The organism is Dermabacter vaginalis (assembly GCF_001678905.1).
GTDB classification, from domain to species: domain Bacteria; phylum Actinomycetota; class Actinomycetes; order Actinomycetales; family Dermabacteraceae; genus Dermabacter; species Dermabacter vaginalis.
In genome coordinates this window covers 1,170,203-1,186,493 of the sequence record NZ_CP012117.1, presented here as the reverse complement: position 1 = coordinate 1,186,493, position 16,291 = coordinate 1,170,203, and the positions used below count along the sequence as shown (strand labels likewise).

15 protein-coding genes and 1 other RNA gene are annotated in these 16,291 nt (G+C 61.7%); 6 read left to right on the top strand and 10 right to left on the bottom strand.

The window, feature by feature from the left end:
• Nucleotides 1-2 precede the first annotated feature (2 nt).
• Nucleotides 3-716, top strand: coding sequence for a DUF4191 domain-containing protein (locus DAD186_RS05130; protein ID WP_065247774.1), 714 nt, complete (start codon nt 3-5; stop codon nt 714-716).
• Nucleotides 717-771: 55 nt separating this feature from the next.
• On the opposite strand, the gene DAD186_RS05125 is transcribed toward DAD186_RS05130, so the two are convergent.
• A complete protein-coding gene (locus tag DAD186_RS05125; protein WP_065247773.1) occupies nt 772-1,206 on the bottom strand; it encodes an RDD family protein in 435 nt (144 codons plus the stop codon).
• A gap of 113 nt (nt 1,207-1,319) precedes the next feature.
• Here DAD186_RS05125 and glnA point away from each other — a divergent pair, with 113 nt between their 5' ends.
• Nucleotides 1,320-2,744: a type I glutamate--ammonia ligase gene (gene glnA, locus DAD186_RS05120; protein ID WP_065247772.1), complete on the top strand. Its 1,425-nt coding sequence runs from the start codon at nt 1,320-1,322 to the stop codon at nt 2,742-2,744.
• A 28-nt stretch (nt 2,745-2,772) separates the two neighbouring features.
• Here the strand turns inward: glnA and DAD186_RS05115 are convergent, their stop codons facing one another.
• From DAD186_RS05115 to DAD186_RS05105, 3 genes are read right to left on the bottom strand one after another with little or no spacing between them, the layout of a single operon-like run.
• Complete coding sequence (locus DAD186_RS05115) at nt 2,773-3,672, bottom strand: hypothetical protein (RefSeq protein ID WP_065247771.1); 900 nt, start codon at nt 3,670-3,672, stop codon at nt 2,773-2,775.
• 12 nt (nt 3,673-3,684) lie between these two features.
• A complete protein-coding gene (locus DAD186_RS05110; RefSeq protein WP_082991094.1) occupies nt 3,685-6,657 on the bottom strand; it encodes a bifunctional [glutamine synthetase] adenylyltransferase/[glutamine synthetase]-adenylyl-L-tyrosine phosphorylase in 2,973 nt (990 codons plus the stop codon).
• A gap of 7 nt (nt 6,658-6,664) precedes the next feature.
• Nucleotides 6,665-7,996, bottom strand: coding sequence for a glutamine synthetase family protein (locus DAD186_RS05105; protein WP_065247770.1), 1,332 nt, complete (start codon nt 7,994-7,996; stop codon nt 6,665-6,667).
• Nucleotides 7,997-8,099: 103 nt separating this feature from the next.
• Between DAD186_RS05105 and panB the strand changes: the two genes are divergently transcribed.
• A complete protein-coding gene (gene panB / locus DAD186_RS05100) occupies nt 8,100-8,912 on the top strand; it encodes a 3-methyl-2-oxobutanoate hydroxymethyltransferase (protein WP_082991093.1) in 813 nt (270 codons plus the stop codon).
• 25 nt (nt 8,913-8,937) lie between these two features.
• Here the strand turns inward: panB and DAD186_RS05095 are convergent, their stop codons facing one another.
• Nucleotides 8,938-9,204, bottom strand: a complete 267-nt coding sequence (locus tag DAD186_RS05095) for a hypothetical protein (protein ID WP_065247768.1) — start codon at nt 9,202-9,204, stop codon at nt 8,938-8,940.
• On the opposite strand from DAD186_RS05095, the gene map reads away from it, so the two are divergent.
• A complete protein-coding gene (gene map / locus DAD186_RS05090; RefSeq protein WP_065247767.1) occupies nt 9,203-10,108 on the top strand; it encodes a type I methionyl aminopeptidase in 906 nt (301 codons plus the stop codon). The two genes, DAD186_RS05095 and map, sit on opposite strands and share 2 nt — an antisense overlap.
• Nucleotides 10,109-10,149: 41 nt before the next feature.
• On the top strand, nt 10,150-11,001 hold the full coding sequence (gene ppgK / locus DAD186_RS05085; protein WP_065247766.1) for a polyphosphate--glucose phosphotransferase: 852 nt from the start codon (nt 10,150-10,152) through the stop codon (nt 10,999-11,001).
• A gap of 30 nt (nt 11,002-11,031) precedes the next feature.
• On the opposite strand, the gene rnpB is transcribed toward ppgK, so the two are convergent.
• An RNA gene (rnpB, locus tag DAD186_RS05080) (RNase P RNA component class A) lies at nt 11,032-11,367 on the bottom strand.
• A gap of 49 nt (nt 11,368-11,416) precedes the next feature.
• On the opposite strand from rnpB, the gene DAD186_RS05075 reads away from it, so the two are divergent.
• On the top strand, nt 11,417-12,187 hold the full coding sequence (locus DAD186_RS05075; protein ID WP_065247765.1) for a YaaA family protein: 771 nt from the start codon (nt 11,417-11,419) through the stop codon (nt 12,185-12,187).
• 3 nt (nt 12,188-12,190) lie between these two features.
• Here the strand turns inward: DAD186_RS05075 and DAD186_RS05070 are convergent, their stop codons facing one another.
• The 4 genes from DAD186_RS05070 to DAD186_RS05055 are packed head-to-tail and all read right to left on the bottom strand — an operon-like array spanning nt 12,191 to nt 15,848.
• Entirely contained in the window at nt 12,191-13,237 is a 1,047-nt protein-coding gene (locus DAD186_RS05070; RefSeq protein ID WP_065247764.1) for a S66 family peptidase, read from the bottom strand.
• The gene (locus DAD186_RS05065) at nt 13,234-14,061 is read right to left on the bottom strand and encodes a Nif3-like dinuclear metal center hexameric protein (RefSeq protein ID WP_065247763.1); all 828 of its coding nucleotides are present in this window, start codon (nt 14,059-14,061) and stop codon (nt 13,234-13,236) included. The genes DAD186_RS05070 and DAD186_RS05065 overlap by 4 nt, the downstream gene beginning before the upstream one ends.
• Before the next feature lie 33 nt (nt 14,062-14,094).
• Entirely contained in the window at nt 14,095-14,559 is a 465-nt protein-coding gene (sufU, locus tag DAD186_RS05060) for a Fe-S cluster assembly sulfur transfer protein SufU (RefSeq protein WP_065247762.1), read from the bottom strand.
• Nucleotides 14,556-15,848, bottom strand: coding sequence for an aminotransferase class V-fold PLP-dependent enzyme (locus tag DAD186_RS05055; protein WP_065247761.1), 1,293 nt, complete (start codon nt 15,846-15,848; stop codon nt 14,556-14,558). Before DAD186_RS05055 ends, sufU begins: the two co-directional genes overlap by 4 nt.
• Nucleotides 15,849-16,291: the final 443 nt, after the last annotated feature.

Below are 16,291 nucleotides of genomic sequence, written 5' to 3'. Positions count from 1 at the left end.
TAATGGCACGCAAGAACACGACCGACGCCCCCGCTAAGACGAAGAAGCCCGGCCGCATCCGGCAGACGATCGACGTCTTCAAAGAAACTCAGGCGTACGATCGCTCGACGGCACCGCTCATGATTCTCTCGATCGTGGGCCTCACCGTCCTGCTCGCTCTCATTTTCGGGGCCTTCGGCCACCCGATCTACGGAGCCTTCATCGGTCTCGGTTTCGGCCTTCTCCTTGCGATGATCATCCTTGGCCGCAGGGCACAGAAAGCCACGTACTCGAAGATCGAGGATCAGCCCGGTGCCGCGATTGCCGTGATGCAGCAGATTTCGCGAGGGTGGAATGTTGAGCAGGATCCTGCGGCATTCGATGCTCGCAGTCGTTCGATGCTTTTTCGTGCGAGTGGCCGCAAGGGCATTGCACTCGTGTCGGAGGGCTCCGGCGGTGGTTCGCGAAAGCTCATGAGTAAGGAAGTCAAGCGCATGAACCGCATGTTCCCGAACGTTCCGGTGCACGCGGTGTATGTGGGCCACGGCGAGGGCGAAGTGCCGCTTCCGAAGCTCAACCGGCACCTGACCGCCATGAAGAATGAGCTCACGAAAGCGGAAGCCGGCGAGATTGGCCGACGCCTCCGGGCCTTGCCCAATCCCGTTCGTCAGGCCATCCCCAAAGGCGTCGATCCCATGCGCGCTCGCCCCAATCGCAAGGCTATGCGCGGTCGCTGAGCCGACCGGCACCTGCGTATTCGCCCCCTTCGGCACAGGCCGCTGGGGGCGATGCTTATTGAGAGCGCACGACAACGACCCCCGCGACGAGGTCGTGGAGAGTCTGCCTGTTCTCGTTCACCACGAACGCGCTGATCACGCTCAGCATGATGGCACTACGTACGAGGGCGCGCAGGAGCATGGGCGAGCGCCCAGTCACGGGCAGAACGCGAAGCCCGGTCAGGAATTGGCCGAGGCTTGCGCCAAAAAGTGTCTGCATCACGATGACCTGTGCGAGGAACAGCGCGAGAGTGGCAAGCGGGTCATAGTGAAAGGCGAGAAAGGACACGGCTGCCGCGGCTGCCCAGTCGAGACACATGGAGAGGAAACGCCGCGGCAACGGCGCAATGGATTGTCTGCCGCGGTCGGGAAGGCCAAAAACGTCGCCGGGATGCGCCCCTGCTTGGGCGTCGTTTTCGACTGACTCGTCACTATTTATGGGGCGATTCATTCCAAAACCGTACGTTCGCGGCCGTGCGTGAGGCAAACCCCGACGTGGGTGGACGTAAACTAGGAGAGGCAACTGCTCAAAGTTAACGTGCGCTCAGCACGGACGGAGGATACGTGTTCAGCAATCCCAGCGAAGCCGTGAAGTTCATCGAGGAAGAGGATGTCAAGTTCATTGATATTCGCTTCTGCGATCTCCCCGGCGTCATGCAGCACTTCAATGTTCCCGCGAAAACCTTTGACGAAGAAGCAATCGCCGAGGGACAGCTGTTCGACGGTTCCTCGATTCGCGGGTTCCAGGCCATTCACGAATCCGATATGAAACTTATCCCGGACCTCAGCACGGCCTACGTGGACCCGTTCCGCGATCAGAAGACCCTCGTGATCAATTACGCGATCGTCGATCCCTTCACCGATGCTCCTTACAGCCGCGACCCGCGAACCGTCGCTGCGAAAGCTGAGGAATACCTTCGTTCAACCGGTATTGCCGACACCGCCTTCTTTGCCGCCGAAGCCGAGTTCTACATTTTCGACTCTATCCGCTATCAGACGGAAGCGAACGGCGCGTTTTACGAGATCGACTCGAACGAGGCCGCGTGGAACACGGGCCGCGAAGAAGAGTTTGGGAATCAGGGCTACAAAACCGCAATGAAAGGCGGTTACTTCCCCGTGGCTCCCGTAGACCAAATGGCCGATTTGCGTGATGAGATGGTGCGCGTGCTCGACGAAGTGGGTCTCGAGGTGGAGCGCGCCCACCACGAGGTTGGCACGGGAGGCCAGCAAGAGATCAATTACCGCTTTTCCACGCTTTTGCAGGCTGCCGATGACGTCATGAAGTTCAAGTACGTCATCAAGAACGTTGCGTGGGAAAATGGGCGCTCGGCAACGTTCATGCCGAAGCCGATCTTTGGAGACAACGGCTCGGGAATGCACTGCCATCAGTCGCTCTGGAAGAACGGTGAGCCACTCTTCTACGACGAGAGTGGCTACGGCGGGCTTTCGGATCTCGCCCGTTGGTACATTGGAGGCTTGATCGAGCACTCCCCCGCTCTCACGGCCTTCACCAACCCCACGGTGAATTCGTTTAAGCGCCTCGTGCCGGGCTTCGAAGCCCCCGTCAACATGGTGTATTCGGCAAGGAACCGTTCCGCGGCGATTCGCATCCCGGTCACGGGCAACTCTGCGAAGGCCAAGCGCCTCGAATTCCGTGCCCCGGATCCGTCGGCAAATCCGTACCTGGCTTTTGCTGCCCAACTCATGGCTGGCATCGACGGCATCAGGAACCGCATCGAACCTCCCGAGCCGATCGACAAAGACCTCTACGAGCTTCCGCCGGAAGAGCATGCGGACATCAAGACCCTCCCGGCCTCACTCGAGGAAGCGCTCGATGAGCTTGAGCGTGATCACGACTTCCTGACCGAGGGCGATGTGTTCCCGGAGGATCTCATTACCACGTGGATCGCCTACAAGCGCGAGTTTGAGGTTGAGCCCTTCAGGCTTCGCCCCCACCCCTACGAGTTCGAGCTCTACTACGATCTCTAGACCGCAAGTGGATAAGTGGGGCTTCGCGCTAGAGCTTCGCGTTTAGGAGCGTAAGCAGCAGTTCCTTCGGGCTCTGTGCTTCGCTGAGCGCGCAGTCGTCGGGCTCGAAGTCCCACGCTTTTCGCAGGGCTTTAAACGTTTCCCACTCAGCGTCGGATGTGCGCAGCGGCACCGCGCTGTACCCGCCCGTTTCCGGCAGGTGAATGATGAACGCGCCCGTGAGTTCGGGCATCTCGCGCAAGGTTCCGTCATTGTCGAGGAGGTTTTCGGCCCTCATGACGGCAACGCCCTGGAGAGCGTAGTCGCCACGAACCTTCTTCGACGTCTTGATGTCACCCGTGAGCAGCGTGTTCCCGATTTTCACAATGGCATCGGTAGTGCCGGCGTAGCCGACGGTGCGGTTCACCACTGTTTGTTCGATCTCGACGAATTCCGGTTGGAAATCCTCGAGAAACCCCGCAAAGCCGTCGAGCCGAACGTTCGCTCGCCCCACGAGCTCACCGAGGTTCGTTTCCATGCTCAGGAGGTCTCCCCCGCTGCGCATCTCTGTCGCGAGTTCACGCATGTCGGACTCGGTGGGCCGCTCTCCCGAGCGTTCCCATGCTTCGCATAGCGCGTGAACGTAGGTGCCGAAATCCGCGGTTGTTTTCGTGTAGTCGGGTGCTGCTTCGGCAATGCGCTTTTGGGTGGTCCAGCTGTTGCGGTTCACGCGCCGGATTTCGTCAAAGGCGCGTGAGGGGTTGCGATCGAGATACGAGAACATCTCAAGCGCGCGTTTCGAAGCCATACGCGCGTACCAGCCATTAAGGTGGTCTTTCGCGCGCATCCCGGCGACAGTGGTGATGGATGGGTGGACGAGTTTCCCTCCGGGTTCCATCCGGTACATGCGGCCGCGCGGGGTTTGAGCGCTCAGTTCGGGTGAGGTCATAGCCCTTTCAGGCTACTCGTCAAAGATCAGGCGTTCGGCGACCTGGCGCGAGTGGCGCGTCACTTTGAGGTATCTCTCCTCGATCGCACGGGCATTCTCCACGGGCTCGCGGACGAGGGTGGCGATAGCGTTCAGGTCAACGAGGTCGGTAGGAAGAACATCGCTCTCGCGACCGCGCCACAAAAAGAGCGCTCGCCGCAACTCCCATGCCAGCAGCCAGGCGCGGCGAAGCGCGAGTGCATCGGAAGGAGTGAGGTGCCCGGCGCTCTCGAGGGCTGCGAGGGCGTCGAGGGTTCCGACGGTACGCAGGCTCTCGTCGTTTCCCGCGTGTTCAAGCAGTAGTCGCTGTACGCACCATTCGACGTCGGTCGTTCCACCCCGCCCCAGTTTGAGGTGATGGCTCGGCCTCACGCCACGCGGCAGTCGCTCTCCTTCGATGCGGGCTTTCATGCGAGCGAAGTCTCGGCGCTCGTGCGCGTCCATCCCACCGGGGCGATAGCGCTCGCGGTCCATGATCGCGGTGAGCGTTTCACAGAGGTCTTTGGGGCCGGAAACGCACCGAGCGCGCAAAAGCGCCTGGCGTTCCCATCTCTCGGCATGATGCGCGTAATAGTCCTCGAAACTCGTGCGCGTGCGCACGAGTGGGCCTGAGCGGCCTTCCGGTCGCAGATCGGCATTGACGCGCATGTTGATGCCCGAGGCGGGGGCATTGAGGATCTTTTGCACGCGGGCGGCGATCCGGGTCGCGACCTCGAGGTTGCCTTCGCACACGAACTGCACATCGGCATCGGAAGAATAGCCCATCTCCCCCGCGCCGAAGGAGCCCATGGCTATCACGCAAAGCGCAACGTCCGCCTCAGCACTTACGCGGGTCACGGTAAAGGCGAGGATCGCCTCCGCGAGGTCAGTCAGAGCCCGGGCGAGTTCCCGCAGATCAAGGACGCCCGAGAGGTGGGCGAGGCAGATTCTGACGATCTCGCGTGCGCGCACACCACGAAGGGCGTCAATCACGTGTTCGTCGCTCGTGGCCAGGCCCGCGATCGAGTCGAGTTCTTGCGTGATCTGTGCCCGCGTAAGGGGTTGCAACTGGGCATCGTTCGATAGCCAGCGCACGGTATTCGGGTGCTGTTCGAGCTGTTCGCCAACGTAGCGTGAACTCGAGAGGATATGCGTAAGCCGTTCGGCAGCAACCCCCGAGTCGCGCAACATGCCGAGAAACCAATGGGTTTCGCGAAGAGTCTCGGAAAGCCTGCGGAATGACAGTAGGCCCAGATCTGGATCAACGCCCCCCGCGAACCATTCGAGGAAGGCCGGAAGCAGCTGTTTCTGGATCGCGGCCCCACGGCTGAGTCCCCTCGTCAGCGCGTCAATGTGTTGCAGAGCACGCTTGGGATCGCGGTAGCCGATCGCTTCGAGCCGATCGCGCTGAGCTTCGGCACTGAGGGCGATTTGCCCGTCGCTGAGACCTGCGGAGGTCGCAAGGAGAGGGCGATAGTAGATCTCCTCATGAAGCTGGCGCACGCGCCGGCGCACGGTATCGATCTCGGCAGGAAGTTTTGCCGGCTGCGCCCCGATTGTGCGCGCAAGGCGCCGAATGTCGCGCTCCCCGGTGGGAAGCATGTGGGTTCGCCGCAGGCGCCACATTTGGAGCCGGTGTTCGCACACCCGTAAGAATCGATAGGCTTCGGCGAGCGCGGCCGAATGCTCACGGCCCACGTATCCGCCTCGCGTGAGAGCGTCGAGGGCGTCAAGTGTTCCAGCCTCACGGATATTTTCATCAGCGCGGCCGTGCACCATTTGGAGCAATTGAATCGTAAATTCGATATCGCGAAGACCACCCCGGCCGAGCTTGAGATCGCGTTCGGCATCGGCGTGTGCCAGCACCCGTGCGCGCATCGCGCGTGTGTCGTCAACAAACCCTTCGCGTGTGGAGGCCTGCCACACAAGCGGCGTGGCGATCTCTTCAAATCGCTCACCGAGTAAGCGATCCCCCGCGCAGGCGCGAGCCTTGAGAAGCGCTTGAAACTCCCACGTCCGGGCCCATTTTCGGTAATAGCGAGCGTAGGAATCGATCGTCCGCACGAGTTCCCCATCGCGCCCCTCGGGCCGCAAGTTCGCGTCAATCGCCCAAAGGCTGCCGTCGGCCGTGCGCTCCTCGCACACTCGAGCGAGTTCCCGTGCGAGTGCGCTTCCCACCCTCGTCACCTCATCCTCGCTCACACCCTCGTGTGCCGGCTCCGCAACGTACATCACGTCGACGTCGGAAGCATAGTTGAGCTCGCGCGCCCCGGTTTTCCCCATCGCGATGATCGCGAGTCGCACTGCCTCGTGCCCCTCGGTTGCGGCGCGGGCAAGTGCGAGCGCGCCCTCAAGCGCGGCATCGGCGAGGTCACTAAGGAGTCTCGAAATCTCGGCTTGGCTGTCCGCGGGAGCTTCCGCCCCCACATCTCGGGCCGCTATTTGAGCGAGCAGAGAATAGTAGGCGCGGCGAAAGGCCCTACGCGGCTCGGGGCCGGGAGCAGCAACGGGCACCGCGGCCGAGGGGGCAGAGCCGACGGCGGCCAGCATCACCTCGCGAAAACGCTCGCGCGTGGGCCCGTCAAGCGTCGGACATTGAAGAATTTCCTCCAGCTCGTTCACCTGCCGCGCGAGAGCATCCCCGAGCGCGATCGAGCTGCCGAGCACAAGCACCAGGGTGCGCCCGAGTCTTTCGTCGCCAATGACGCGCGCGAATTGGTGGGTCTGGCCCGCCGCCTGAGCCGCATCGGCAAGGCGGGTGAGCCCGAGGAGAGCCTCGTCAGGGTCTGCCGCTGCCCCCATCGCCCGCACGAGCTGTGGCGGAACACACGAGAGTGAAGCGCTCGCGAGGAGCGCAGCGCTCCGGTCCGTTCGAACAAAACCAAGGCGTGCGAGATCAAAGTGCGTGAACTCGCCCCCGGCCTCCCCGGATTGGAGGGCCTCGATCGCGCCGGTCTCAAGCCTCATGTGGTTGTTAAATATCGAATGTCGTGCGGAGCTCAGACTCGGTCACCTGGCGGCGATAGCCCTCCCACTCGCGGCGTTTATCGCGCAGGATGTACTCGAACACCTGCTCACCGAGGATCTCGGCCATGAGCTCGGAAGTCTCGAAACTTTCGATGGCTCGCAAGAGGTCGGAGGGAAGCGGTTTGATGCCCATCGCTTGCCGTTCGCGCTCGGTGAGTTCCCAAACCGTGTCTTCCGCACCTTCGGGGAGGGGGTATTCCTCCTCGATGCCCTTGAGGCCAGCGCCGAGAAGCGCAGCGAACGCGAGATAAGGATTCGCTGCCGAGTCGAGACCTCGAAACTCCACCCGAGAACTGGTTCCCTTCGTTGGCTTGTGGAACGGTACGCGCACGAGGGCACTTCGGTTGTTGTGACCCCACACGATGTAGCTCGGAGCCTCTTGTTCGCCCCACAAACGCTTGTAAGAGTTGACGAATTGGTTCGTGAGGATCGAGTATTCGCGAGCGTGCACAAGGAGCCCCGCGATGAAGTGACGCGCGGTGCGCGATAGCCCGTACTCGGCTCCCGGCTCGTGGAAAATATTCGTACCGTTATGGAAAAGCGAGAGATGCGTGTGCATGCCGTTACCGGGGTGTTCGATCATGGGCTTCGGCATGAAGCTCGCGAACTTCCCTTCGGCAAGGGCGATGCCTTTGACGACGGCGCGAAGGGTGAGCAAATTATCCGCGGTCGTGAGCGCATCAGCGTACCGGAGGTCGATCTCATTTTGCCCGGGACCGCCTTCGTGATGGGAATACTCGACATGGATGTTCATGCGTTCGAGTTCCTGCATCGCCTCGCGGCGGAAGCGGCTGCCATCGATCCGTTGCACGTAGTCGAAATAGCCACCTTGATCGACGGGCTCAAGGGGAACTCCCTTTTCATAGCGCCGGTTGAAAAGGTAGAACTCCACCTCGGGATGAGTGAGGAACTCAAGCCCCTTGGCCTCGGCGCGAGAGAGGGCGTCGCGAAGGACTCGGCGCGGATCCGATGCCGCGGGTTCTGAATCGGGGGTGAACACATCACAGATCATCACGCCGGTTTCACCGCCTGGCGGTGCACCCATGACGCGGAAAGTCGAGGGATCGGGGCGAAGCAGCATGTCTGACTCATACGAGCGCGTGAGCCCTTCAATCGCGCTGCCATCGATGCCAATGCCTTCATCGAACGCTTTTTCGAGGTCATGCGGCGAGATCACGACTGACTTGAGGCGTCCCACCACATCGCTGAACCATAGGCGGATGTAGTCAATCCCCTGCTCTTCGACCTGCCGAAGCACTGAATCCTGGTGGCGTTCCATACATCAATTGTGCCCCATCTCCGCCTCGCCTCTGAAGTCCTGCGCTTGGCCGGATACGCTGATGACGAACGCGCTGCACTTGGCGCGCACGAAAGGACATCACGTGAGCGAGAGCGTCACCCCGCGCAAGATCCGAACCCACACCCTTCGCGACTTCAAGAAGGAGGGGCGGGCCATCACGATGCTGACAAGCTATGACACTCTCAGCGCCAGCATCTTTGACGAGGCCGGAATCGACGTGCTTCTCGTGGGTGATTCTGCGGGCAACACCGTTCTCGGTTACGACTCCACCGTCTACACGAAGCACGAGGACATCGTGCGCTTCACGGGTGCTGTCGCCCGCTCATGTGAGCGCCCGCTCGTGCTTGCCGACCTCGCGTTCGGCACGTATCAGGTAAGCGTTGAGGAAGCCGTCCGCCACGGAGTCGAACTCATGCAGGCAGGCGCGCAGGCTGTCAAGCTCGAGGGCGGGCGCGAAGTTCTCCCCCAGGTCGAGGCGCTCGTGCGCGCGGGCATCCCGGTGTGCGGTCACCTGGGCTTCACACCGCAATCGGTCAATCAGCTTGGCGGGTTCAAGGTGCAGGGGCGCGGAGAGAAGGCCGACGCTCTCCTCGCCGACGCCGTTGCCCTTCAGGAGGCCGGTGCTTTCGCCGTTGTGCTCGAACTCGTGCCCGCCCCTCTCGCCGCGCGCGTGACCGAAACGCTTGACGTGCCCACGATCGGCATCGGTGCAGGTGCGGGATGCGATGGCCAGGTGCTCGTGTGGCAAGACATGGCGGGGCTGAGCGGTTTTAAGCCGCGTTTCGTCAAAGCGTTCGCCGATCTCCGCTCGAACCTCATGCGCGCAGCATGTGAGTACGGCGACGCTGTTCGTGCAGGGGAGTTTCCTTCCCCCGAGCACACGTTTGAAAAATAGTGCGCAAGGCGCGCACGGGAACGAACTAGAGCTCCTCTTCTTCGGAGTCGTCCTCGTCTTCGTAGTACTCGTTCCACTCTTCGGTCGCTTGGTCCCACTCCTCGTTGCGCTCCTCGGCGTGCTCGAGCGCGTGCTGGGCTTCTTCACGCGTCGCGTAGGGGCCCATGAGTTCGATCGCCGGGCTCTGGCTTCCCTCTTCGATCTGTTTCGTTTTGGTGTTGTAATAGAACTCGCTCACGGCGCGGCCTTTCGTTAATCGATATCCAGAAGAACCTGCAAGACTGGTAGTCATGACTGTAGACCACTGGCTTCGCCCCGAAAACCGTGCCGTGCTCGAGCCCGGTACTATAAGCCCGCTCCGCCCGGTTCCCGCCTCGATTGAACGGCCCGAGTATGCGTTCAAAGATGAGGCACAATCCGATAATTGCGGGCCCTACGTGCAAACGCCCGAGGTCATCGAGCGCGTGCGCCGCGCCTCAAAGATCGCCGCGATCGCCCTTCGCGAGGCAGGCAAGGCTGCGAAGCCCGGCGTGACGACCGATGAGATCGATGCTCTCGTGCACGAGATCATCCTCGATCACGGCGCGTACCCGTCGACCCTGGGGTACCTGAGCTTCCCCAAGTCGTGCTGCACGAGCCTCAACGAAGTGGTATGCCATGGCATCCCCGATTCGACTGTCATGGAAGAGGGCGACATCCTCAACGTTGACGTCACCGCTTACCTCGACGGTGTCCACGGTGATACCAACGCGACGTTCCCCGTAGGAGAGATCGCGCCTGAAGCTGCCGAGCTCATTGAGCGAACAGAAGAGGCGATGTTCCGCGGCATCCGCGCCGCGAAGGTGGGCCGTGAGGTCAATGTTGTGGGCCGCGTGATCGAGAAGTACGTGGGGCGCTTCGGTTACGACTCGGTGCGCGACTTCACGGGCCACGGGGTCGCGGAGGGATTCCACAACGGCCTCATCATTCCCCACTACGATTCCGCGCCCCACTATGACGACGTGGTCGAGCCCAACATGATCTTCACGGTTGAACCCATGGTGACGCTCGGCTCACGCGCATGGGATCAGTGGGACGACGGCTGGACGATCACAACCCGCGATAAGGGGTACACTGCACAGTTCGAGCACACGTTCCTTATTACCGACGACGGCTATGAGATCCTCACCGATCCCGATGCCGAAATTTCCGCGTAGACTGAACGACGTTGTCACCTCGCAAGGAGAAGCATTTCACCATGGCTAAGGAAGCATTCGGAATCGATATCGGCGGAAGCGGCATCAAGGGCGCTCCCGTCAACCTGAAGAAGGGTGAACTCGCCGCAAAACGCGTGCGTATCCCCACGCCACAGCCGGCAACTCCAAAAGCGGTCGCGAAGACTGTCAAGGAGCTTATCGATTCGTTTGATGTTCCCGCCGACATGCCCGTGGGCGTCACGTTCCCGGCGATCATCCAGCATGGTGTGGCGAAATCGGCCGCCAACGTGGACGATTCTTGGATCGGCGTGAACGTTGATCAGCTTCTTTCAGAGGCCACCGGACATTCGGTGTTCGTGGTGAACGACGCCGATGCTGCCGGTATCGCCGAGATGGAGTTCGGCGTCGGTCAAGACAAGTCGGGCCTCGTCATTATGACGACGCTCGGCACGGGAATCGGGTCGGCCATGTTTATCGATGGCAAGCTTATTCCGAACTCAGAGCTCGGCCATTTGAACTACGAGGGCAAGAGCATCGAGAAGTTCGCCGCGAGTTCCGTATTTGACAAGCTTGGCATTAGCTACGAGGAATGGGCTAAGGAACGCCTCCAAGTGTTCTACTCGCACGTGGAGTTCCTCTTCTCCCCCGACCTCTTTATCGTGGGCGGCGGCGTGTCGAAGGATTCAAAGAAGTACCTGCACTTCCTCGATCTGAACACTGAAATCGTGCCTGCGAAACTTCGCAACGAGGCCGGCATTATCGGTGCGGCCGCGCTCGCTCACGCCGAACGCAAGCTCGAAATAAAGAAGGACAAGGGCGAAAAGAAGGCCAAGAAGGACAAGAAAAACGCCTCCGCTGCGGATCTCGCGGCCGAGTCGGTCGAAGAGGCCTGAGGCGGAGGGGCATGGGAGGCGCCTAAGGCGCGGACCAGCCAGCCTATAAGCCGGGTTCTGTTTCGACAGTCATCTATCTAGGATCACCGTTACCAGTGACCTCGAGCGGCCTACCCGGAGGCTCGGCCTGGCAGCCTTAGCGCCTCCTGCATGACCTTGCTCCCGGTGGGGTTTACCGTGCCGGCCCCATCACTGGGGCCGCGGTGGTCTCTTACACCACCCTTTCACCCTTACCTGCCGTAGCAGGCGGTTTGCTTTCTGTGGCACTGGCCCGCGGATCGCTCCGGGTGGGTGTTACCCACCACCGTGCCAGGGGGAGCCCGGACTTTCCTCGAGGCTATGCCTCGCAACTGTCCAGCTGACTGGTCCAGCTCTCAACTTTACTCCACTGCCAAGCGATAGGAGCGCGCGAGAGATGTTAATCCTCTTACCCCCTTCTGAAACGAAAACGCGCCCGCATGCTCCGGATGCGCCGACCCTAGAGCTTTCCTCCATGGCTTTCCCCGAGCTAACCGAGTCTCGACGAGAGATGATCGCGGCAGCCGGGCGCACGGCGCGGGGTGATGTGGCCATGGAGAAACTCAAGATTCCGGCCTCCCAGCCGGAGCTTCGCGAGCGCATGGCGCACCTTGAGAACGAGCCGGTCGCAGCACCGCTCGAGGTGTACTCGGGTGTGCTTTTCGATGCTCTCGGGCAGCCTTCTGTTTCCGACGGTTGCCGGCTCCTTGCCGCCTCCGCGCTTTTCGGAATCGTGGACTGCCATGCCGATGCCATTCCGGCCTACAGGCTTTCGGCAGGAAGCGAAGTTGAAAGGCTGGGGAAAGTCGCTGCGTGGTGGAAGCCTCGCCTCAAGCACATTGCTGAAGCGATCGAGGAAAGCGGCGAGATCGTGATCGATTGCCGCTCAGGGGCTTATCGCTCGATGATGCCGCTCAAGGGGGCGCAGGTACTCGAGGTCTCCCCCGTGGCAGTGCGCGAGGGAAAACGCCGCGTCATTAGCCACGACGCGAAGCGCTATCGCGGGCTCGTGGCGCGTGCTCTTTGCGAGGCGACCTCTCCTGCTGAAACGGCCGATGACGTGCTCGAGATCCTCATGAATGGCCTCGGGGACTCCCTCGGGTTTGAACTCAGCTCAGGCAAAGCCCGCTCGACGCTCACCGTCGTGGACGATTGGGAGCGCCACTAAGCGCTAAGCGCCGTAGTGACCCGTAATCGTCTCGAGCTCGGAATCGAGCGTGATCTCGCCGCCGTAGGGAATGACATATTGGGGTCGCGTGTGGCCAAAGGGAAGGCCAAAGCAGACGGGCGTATCCGGGGCGTAGCGTGTGAGCTCGGCTAAAACGTAATCACGCTGCGCCGCGCGGCGAGCCGCGCGTACGCTCGCGGGTGCGGGATTGTCGCGATCATCAACGACCGGGCGGGCAACGAGCACGCCCGCGGCAGCCTCGAGGTAGCCCCTCTCCCCCATGCCCCGAATCCAGCGACCCACTAGGTCGGGGCTCGGAAGCACCTCGGAGGTTTCGAAAATGAGAATGGCGCCGTCGAGCTCGCTGGGATCGGGCAGGTGATTTGCCCATGCGAGCTGATCGAGTACTTCGAGACACCCACCCCAGGTACCGCCCCGAACACGAACCTTAGGGCCGTAAAATTCCAGCGGGGCTGCCGCTTCCCGAGGAGAGGCCTCCGTGAGAGCGCGCTCCTCGCTCCAATCGAAGCCGTAGTCCTGGCTATCGGCCGGAAGAGCGTAGGTCAGGTCCCCTTCACCCGAGAGCGCCGCGCGAAGTGAGGCGAGGTGTTCGGCATCGACCGTCGGACCACTACCGAGGTGCACCATGGTTGAGCCTCCGTAGAAGCTCGCGATCCCGCGCGCGAAAAGCCATGCGCTCAGATTCGTGTTGTCGCTGTAGCCGAAAAACGGTTTTGAGTCGGCGAGAGGAAGCGTCGGGTCCAGGTAGCGAAGAATCCTTATCTGGTCGTCGCCCCCGATTGTCGAGAAAAGCGCACGGATGTGGGGATCGGCGAAGGCGGCATTGACGTCGCGGGCGCGTTCCTCGGGGCTTGCTCCGAGCGCTCTGGTCGTGGGGTATTCGACAACCTCCACACCGAACAGCTCTTCGAGCCGGCGCATAGCCTGTTCATGGATCGCCGGGAAATACGCGGGCGCGGCCCACGCGGGCGAGAGAACAGCAACCTTGTCACCCTCGCGCACGGGAACGGGACGCACGAGGGACTTCATCGCGCGGCGCCCGTGAACGGATCGCTCGAGAGCGAGGACACTTCAACCTCGAGCTCCGGGAACTCTTCGCGCAAGAGGCTAGCGAGGTGTGGAAGATACAGCGATTCGCTCGCGTAATGCGGAAGGTCGATGAGCGCGGGCACGCGAGAATGATCAGCGCGGGATTCGAGATGTTCGAGAGCCGGGTGGTGGCGCAGATCAGACGTGATGTACAGGTCCACGCCTGCGGCCGTCGCGGTCTCGAGGAACGAGTCACCTGCGCCGGGGCACACGGCGACACGGCGCACCTTTCGCCCAGCATCCCCCGTGTGAAGAACGCCCTGCGCCGTCGCGGGAACAGCCCTGCTGATGAGCTCGGCGATTTCGCCTACCGTCGACGCTTCGGGAAGCTCACCTACGGCGCCGAGCCCGAAGAATGACTCGCTCTCCTCGGGCTTTCCGGGTTCAAGAGGCTTCGCTTCCTTGAGGCGAAGAAGATCGATCCATGCCCCAACGGTGCCGTGACGCGAGCGGTCGCTGTTCGTGTGCCCGCACCACAGGCCGCCCTGGGAGCGCAGGAGCTCGGTGGCGACGGCACCCTTACCGCACGTCGCGGGCAAGAAGCTCGCGCCCCTCAAAAGGAGTGGATGGTGGGTGATGAGAAGCGTCCCGTTCTTCTGAGCAGCCTCACGAGCCTCGGCAACCGTCGGATCCACGGCGAGGCGCAGCCGAGCGACCTCCCAGGCCGGATCCCCGAGTACGAGACCCACGCGGTCCCACTCCTCCGCCCAGGCCAGCGGGTAGAGATTTTCGAGAAAAGAGGTCACACGGTTGATCGCTGTCACGGGTTGCTCCTTGGTGCAGTGAGGAATAAGGGATCAGGCGTTAGCTGCGCGCGCTGTCTGGGCTTCGGCAAGCGCCGCCTGATACGCCTTCCACGGCATGAGCACGCACTTTACGCGCCCCGGGAACTTCGCGGCGCCCACGAGCGCGATGCCATCGCCAATGATCTCCTCATCACCCTCGTTCTTGCCACGCGAATGCATGACCTCGTCGAAGTGAGCGTAGGTTTTCTGCGCGTCCTCAAGGCTCTCGCCAATGAGCAGGTCGCTCATGATCGAGGCGGACGCGCGGCTCATTGCACAGCCAGTCGCGTCGTAGGAAAGATCCTTGATGGTCGGGTTATCGGCATCGCCTTCGAGCTCGATTCGCAGCGTGATCTCGTCGCCGCACGAGGGGTTCACATGGTGTACTTCAGATTGGAACGGTTCGCGCAGCCCGAAGTTCTGGGGCCGCTTGTCGTGCTCAAAAATGAGCTCGGAATACATAGCGTTGAGGTTCATCGATCAAATCCTTTGAAAAACGAGATGGCTTCCTCGAGCGCGGAGGCGAGGCGATCAACTTCGTCGAGTGTGTTGTACACGCTAAAGCTCGCGCGAGTCGTTCCATGAACACCATATCGACGATGAAGCGGCCACGCGCAATGATGCCCCACGCGTACTTCGACACCGAGTGAGTCGAGAACCTGCCCGATATCGTGCGGGTGGCGTCCCTCGACGCTAAAGGCAACAGCGCCCACGCGGCCGGTACTCGGCCCCTTGCCGATAATCCGTACGCCGTCGATCTGCGAGAGGTTGTCCAGGGCCCGCGCGGTCAGCGCAGCTTCGTGGGCGGCAACGTTCGCCATGCCCAGGTTCCGGAGGTATCCGACGGCCGCCTCGAGGCCCACCGCTTGCGAAATCATTGGGGTGCCGGCCTCGAAACGTGCTGGTGGCTCCGCAAAAGTGGTGCGATCCATGTGGACGATTTCGATCATCGAACCGCCAAGTATAAATGGAGGCAGCTCTGCGAGAAGCTCGTACCGCCCCCACAGCGCGCCGATACCTGTGGGTCCCAGCATCTTGTGCCCCGAGAAAGCGAGGAAGTCGACGTCGAGCTCGGTCACGTCAATCGGCATGTGCGGAGTGGATTGGCAGGCATCAAGAACCGTGAGCGCGCCGACCTCGCGGGCCCGCTTCACGAACTCACGCACGGGATTGATCGTGCCCAGAACGTTCGACTGATGCGTGAAAGCGAAAACCTTCGTGCGGTCATTGAGAAGGGACTCAAAGTCGGTGAGGTCGAGCTCGAAATCGTCCGTGAGCGGAAGGTAGCGCAGCGTCGCTCCTGTGCGCCGAGCAAGTTCCTGCCACGGCACGAGGTTCGAATGGTGCTCCATTTCCGTCACGAGGATCTCGTCGCCCTCACGCACGCGCAAATGCTCCGGGGTCGAAGCATCGCCATTGCCGAGTGCGTACGCCACAAGGTTGAGGGCCTCCGTTGCGTTTTTCGTGAAGGCGAGCTCGCGTGGGTCCGTGGCGCCAATGAAAGCCGCGATCGATTCACGCGCGCTCTCGTATCGGTCCGTTGCCGCTTCGGCAAGCTGATGGGCGCCGCGCTTGACCGCGGCATTAGTCGAAGTCAGGAACTCCCTCTCGGCGTCGATCACGCTTTGCGGGCGTTGAGAAGTCGCCCCTGAATCGAGGTACACGAGTGGCTTCTGATCCGCGAGAGTTTCATTGAGGATCGGAAAGTCTCGGCGGATTGCCTCAACGTCGAAAGCAGTACCCGACATGGGCGCTTCAGGTGTCATGGATTGATGCTCCTTGTCGACCGATCGAGCGTGCGCACTCCAGTATAGGAATTTTGCAAAACCGAAAGCGCAAATCTGTGGGGAATATGTCAGAGCCTCACACGAGCCGTTCGGGCCACGGGCCCCGCCCTTCGTCCGGAGCGAAGATACAAGCGCTGCGCCCGCATTGTCGACACGCCGTGCGCTCACCGCGACTGAGCAACCAGAACACAACGTCACAACACCCTCACTCTTCGCGAAGATTGAGGGTGGCGATGGTGGACCTAGCAGAAAGCTTGTAGAAACTCGCCCCACCGGTGGGCTACATGAGATCACTGCACCGAACGATCCGCAGTCGCGCGGGGCGGCTTACCCAACGTGAGCCAGAACCGGTAAGTCCGCACCGCAGCATCGCTAGCGAGGCAGTCGAGTCTCTGGAACGGCGATATCACGATAGCGAGGCG

Coding starts and splice junctions, on each gene's coding strand:
- sufU (WP_065247762.1), bottom strand. CDS start 14,559: ATGAACCTCAACGCTATGTATTCCGAGCTCATTTTTGAGCACGACAAG.
- DAD186_RS05115 (WP_065247771.1), bottom strand. CDS start 3,672: ATGACCTCACCCGAACTGAGCGCTCAAACCCCGCGCGGCCGCATGTAC.
- DAD186_RS05075 (WP_065247765.1), top strand. CDS start 11,417: ATGTTAATCCTCTTACCCCCTTCTGAAACGAAAACGCGCCCGCATGCT.
- DAD186_RS05070 (WP_065247764.1), bottom strand. CDS start 13,237: ATGAAGTCCCTCGTGCGTCCCGTTCCCGTGCGCGAGGGTGACAAGGTT.
- DAD186_RS05110 (WP_082991094.1), bottom strand. CDS start 6,657: ATGAGGCTTGAGACCGGCGCGATCGAGGCCCTCCAATCCGGGGAGGCC.
- DAD186_RS05055 (WP_065247761.1), bottom strand. CDS start 15,848: ATGACACCTGAAGCGCCCATGTCGGGTACTGCTTTCGACGTTGAGGCA.
- ppgK (WP_065247766.1), top strand. CDS start 10,150: ATGGCTAAGGAAGCATTCGGAATCGATATCGGCGGAAGCGGCATCAAG.
- DAD186_RS05130 (WP_065247774.1), top strand. CDS start 3: ATGGCACGCAAGAACACGACCGACGCCCCCGCTAAGACGAAGAAGCCC.
- DAD186_RS05105 (WP_065247770.1), bottom strand. CDS start 7,996: ATGGAACGCCACCAGGATTCAGTGCTTCGGCAGGTCGAAGAGCAGGGG.
- DAD186_RS05095 (WP_065247768.1), bottom strand. CDS start 9,204: ATGACTACCAGTCTTGCAGGTTCTTCTGGATATCGATTAACGAAAGGC.
- map (WP_065247767.1), top strand. CDS start 9,203: ATGACTGTAGACCACTGGCTTCGCCCCGAAAACCGTGCCGTGCTCGAG.
- DAD186_RS05125 (WP_065247773.1), bottom strand. CDS start 1,206: ATGAATCGCCCCATAAATAGTGACGAGTCAGTCGAAAACGACGCCCAA.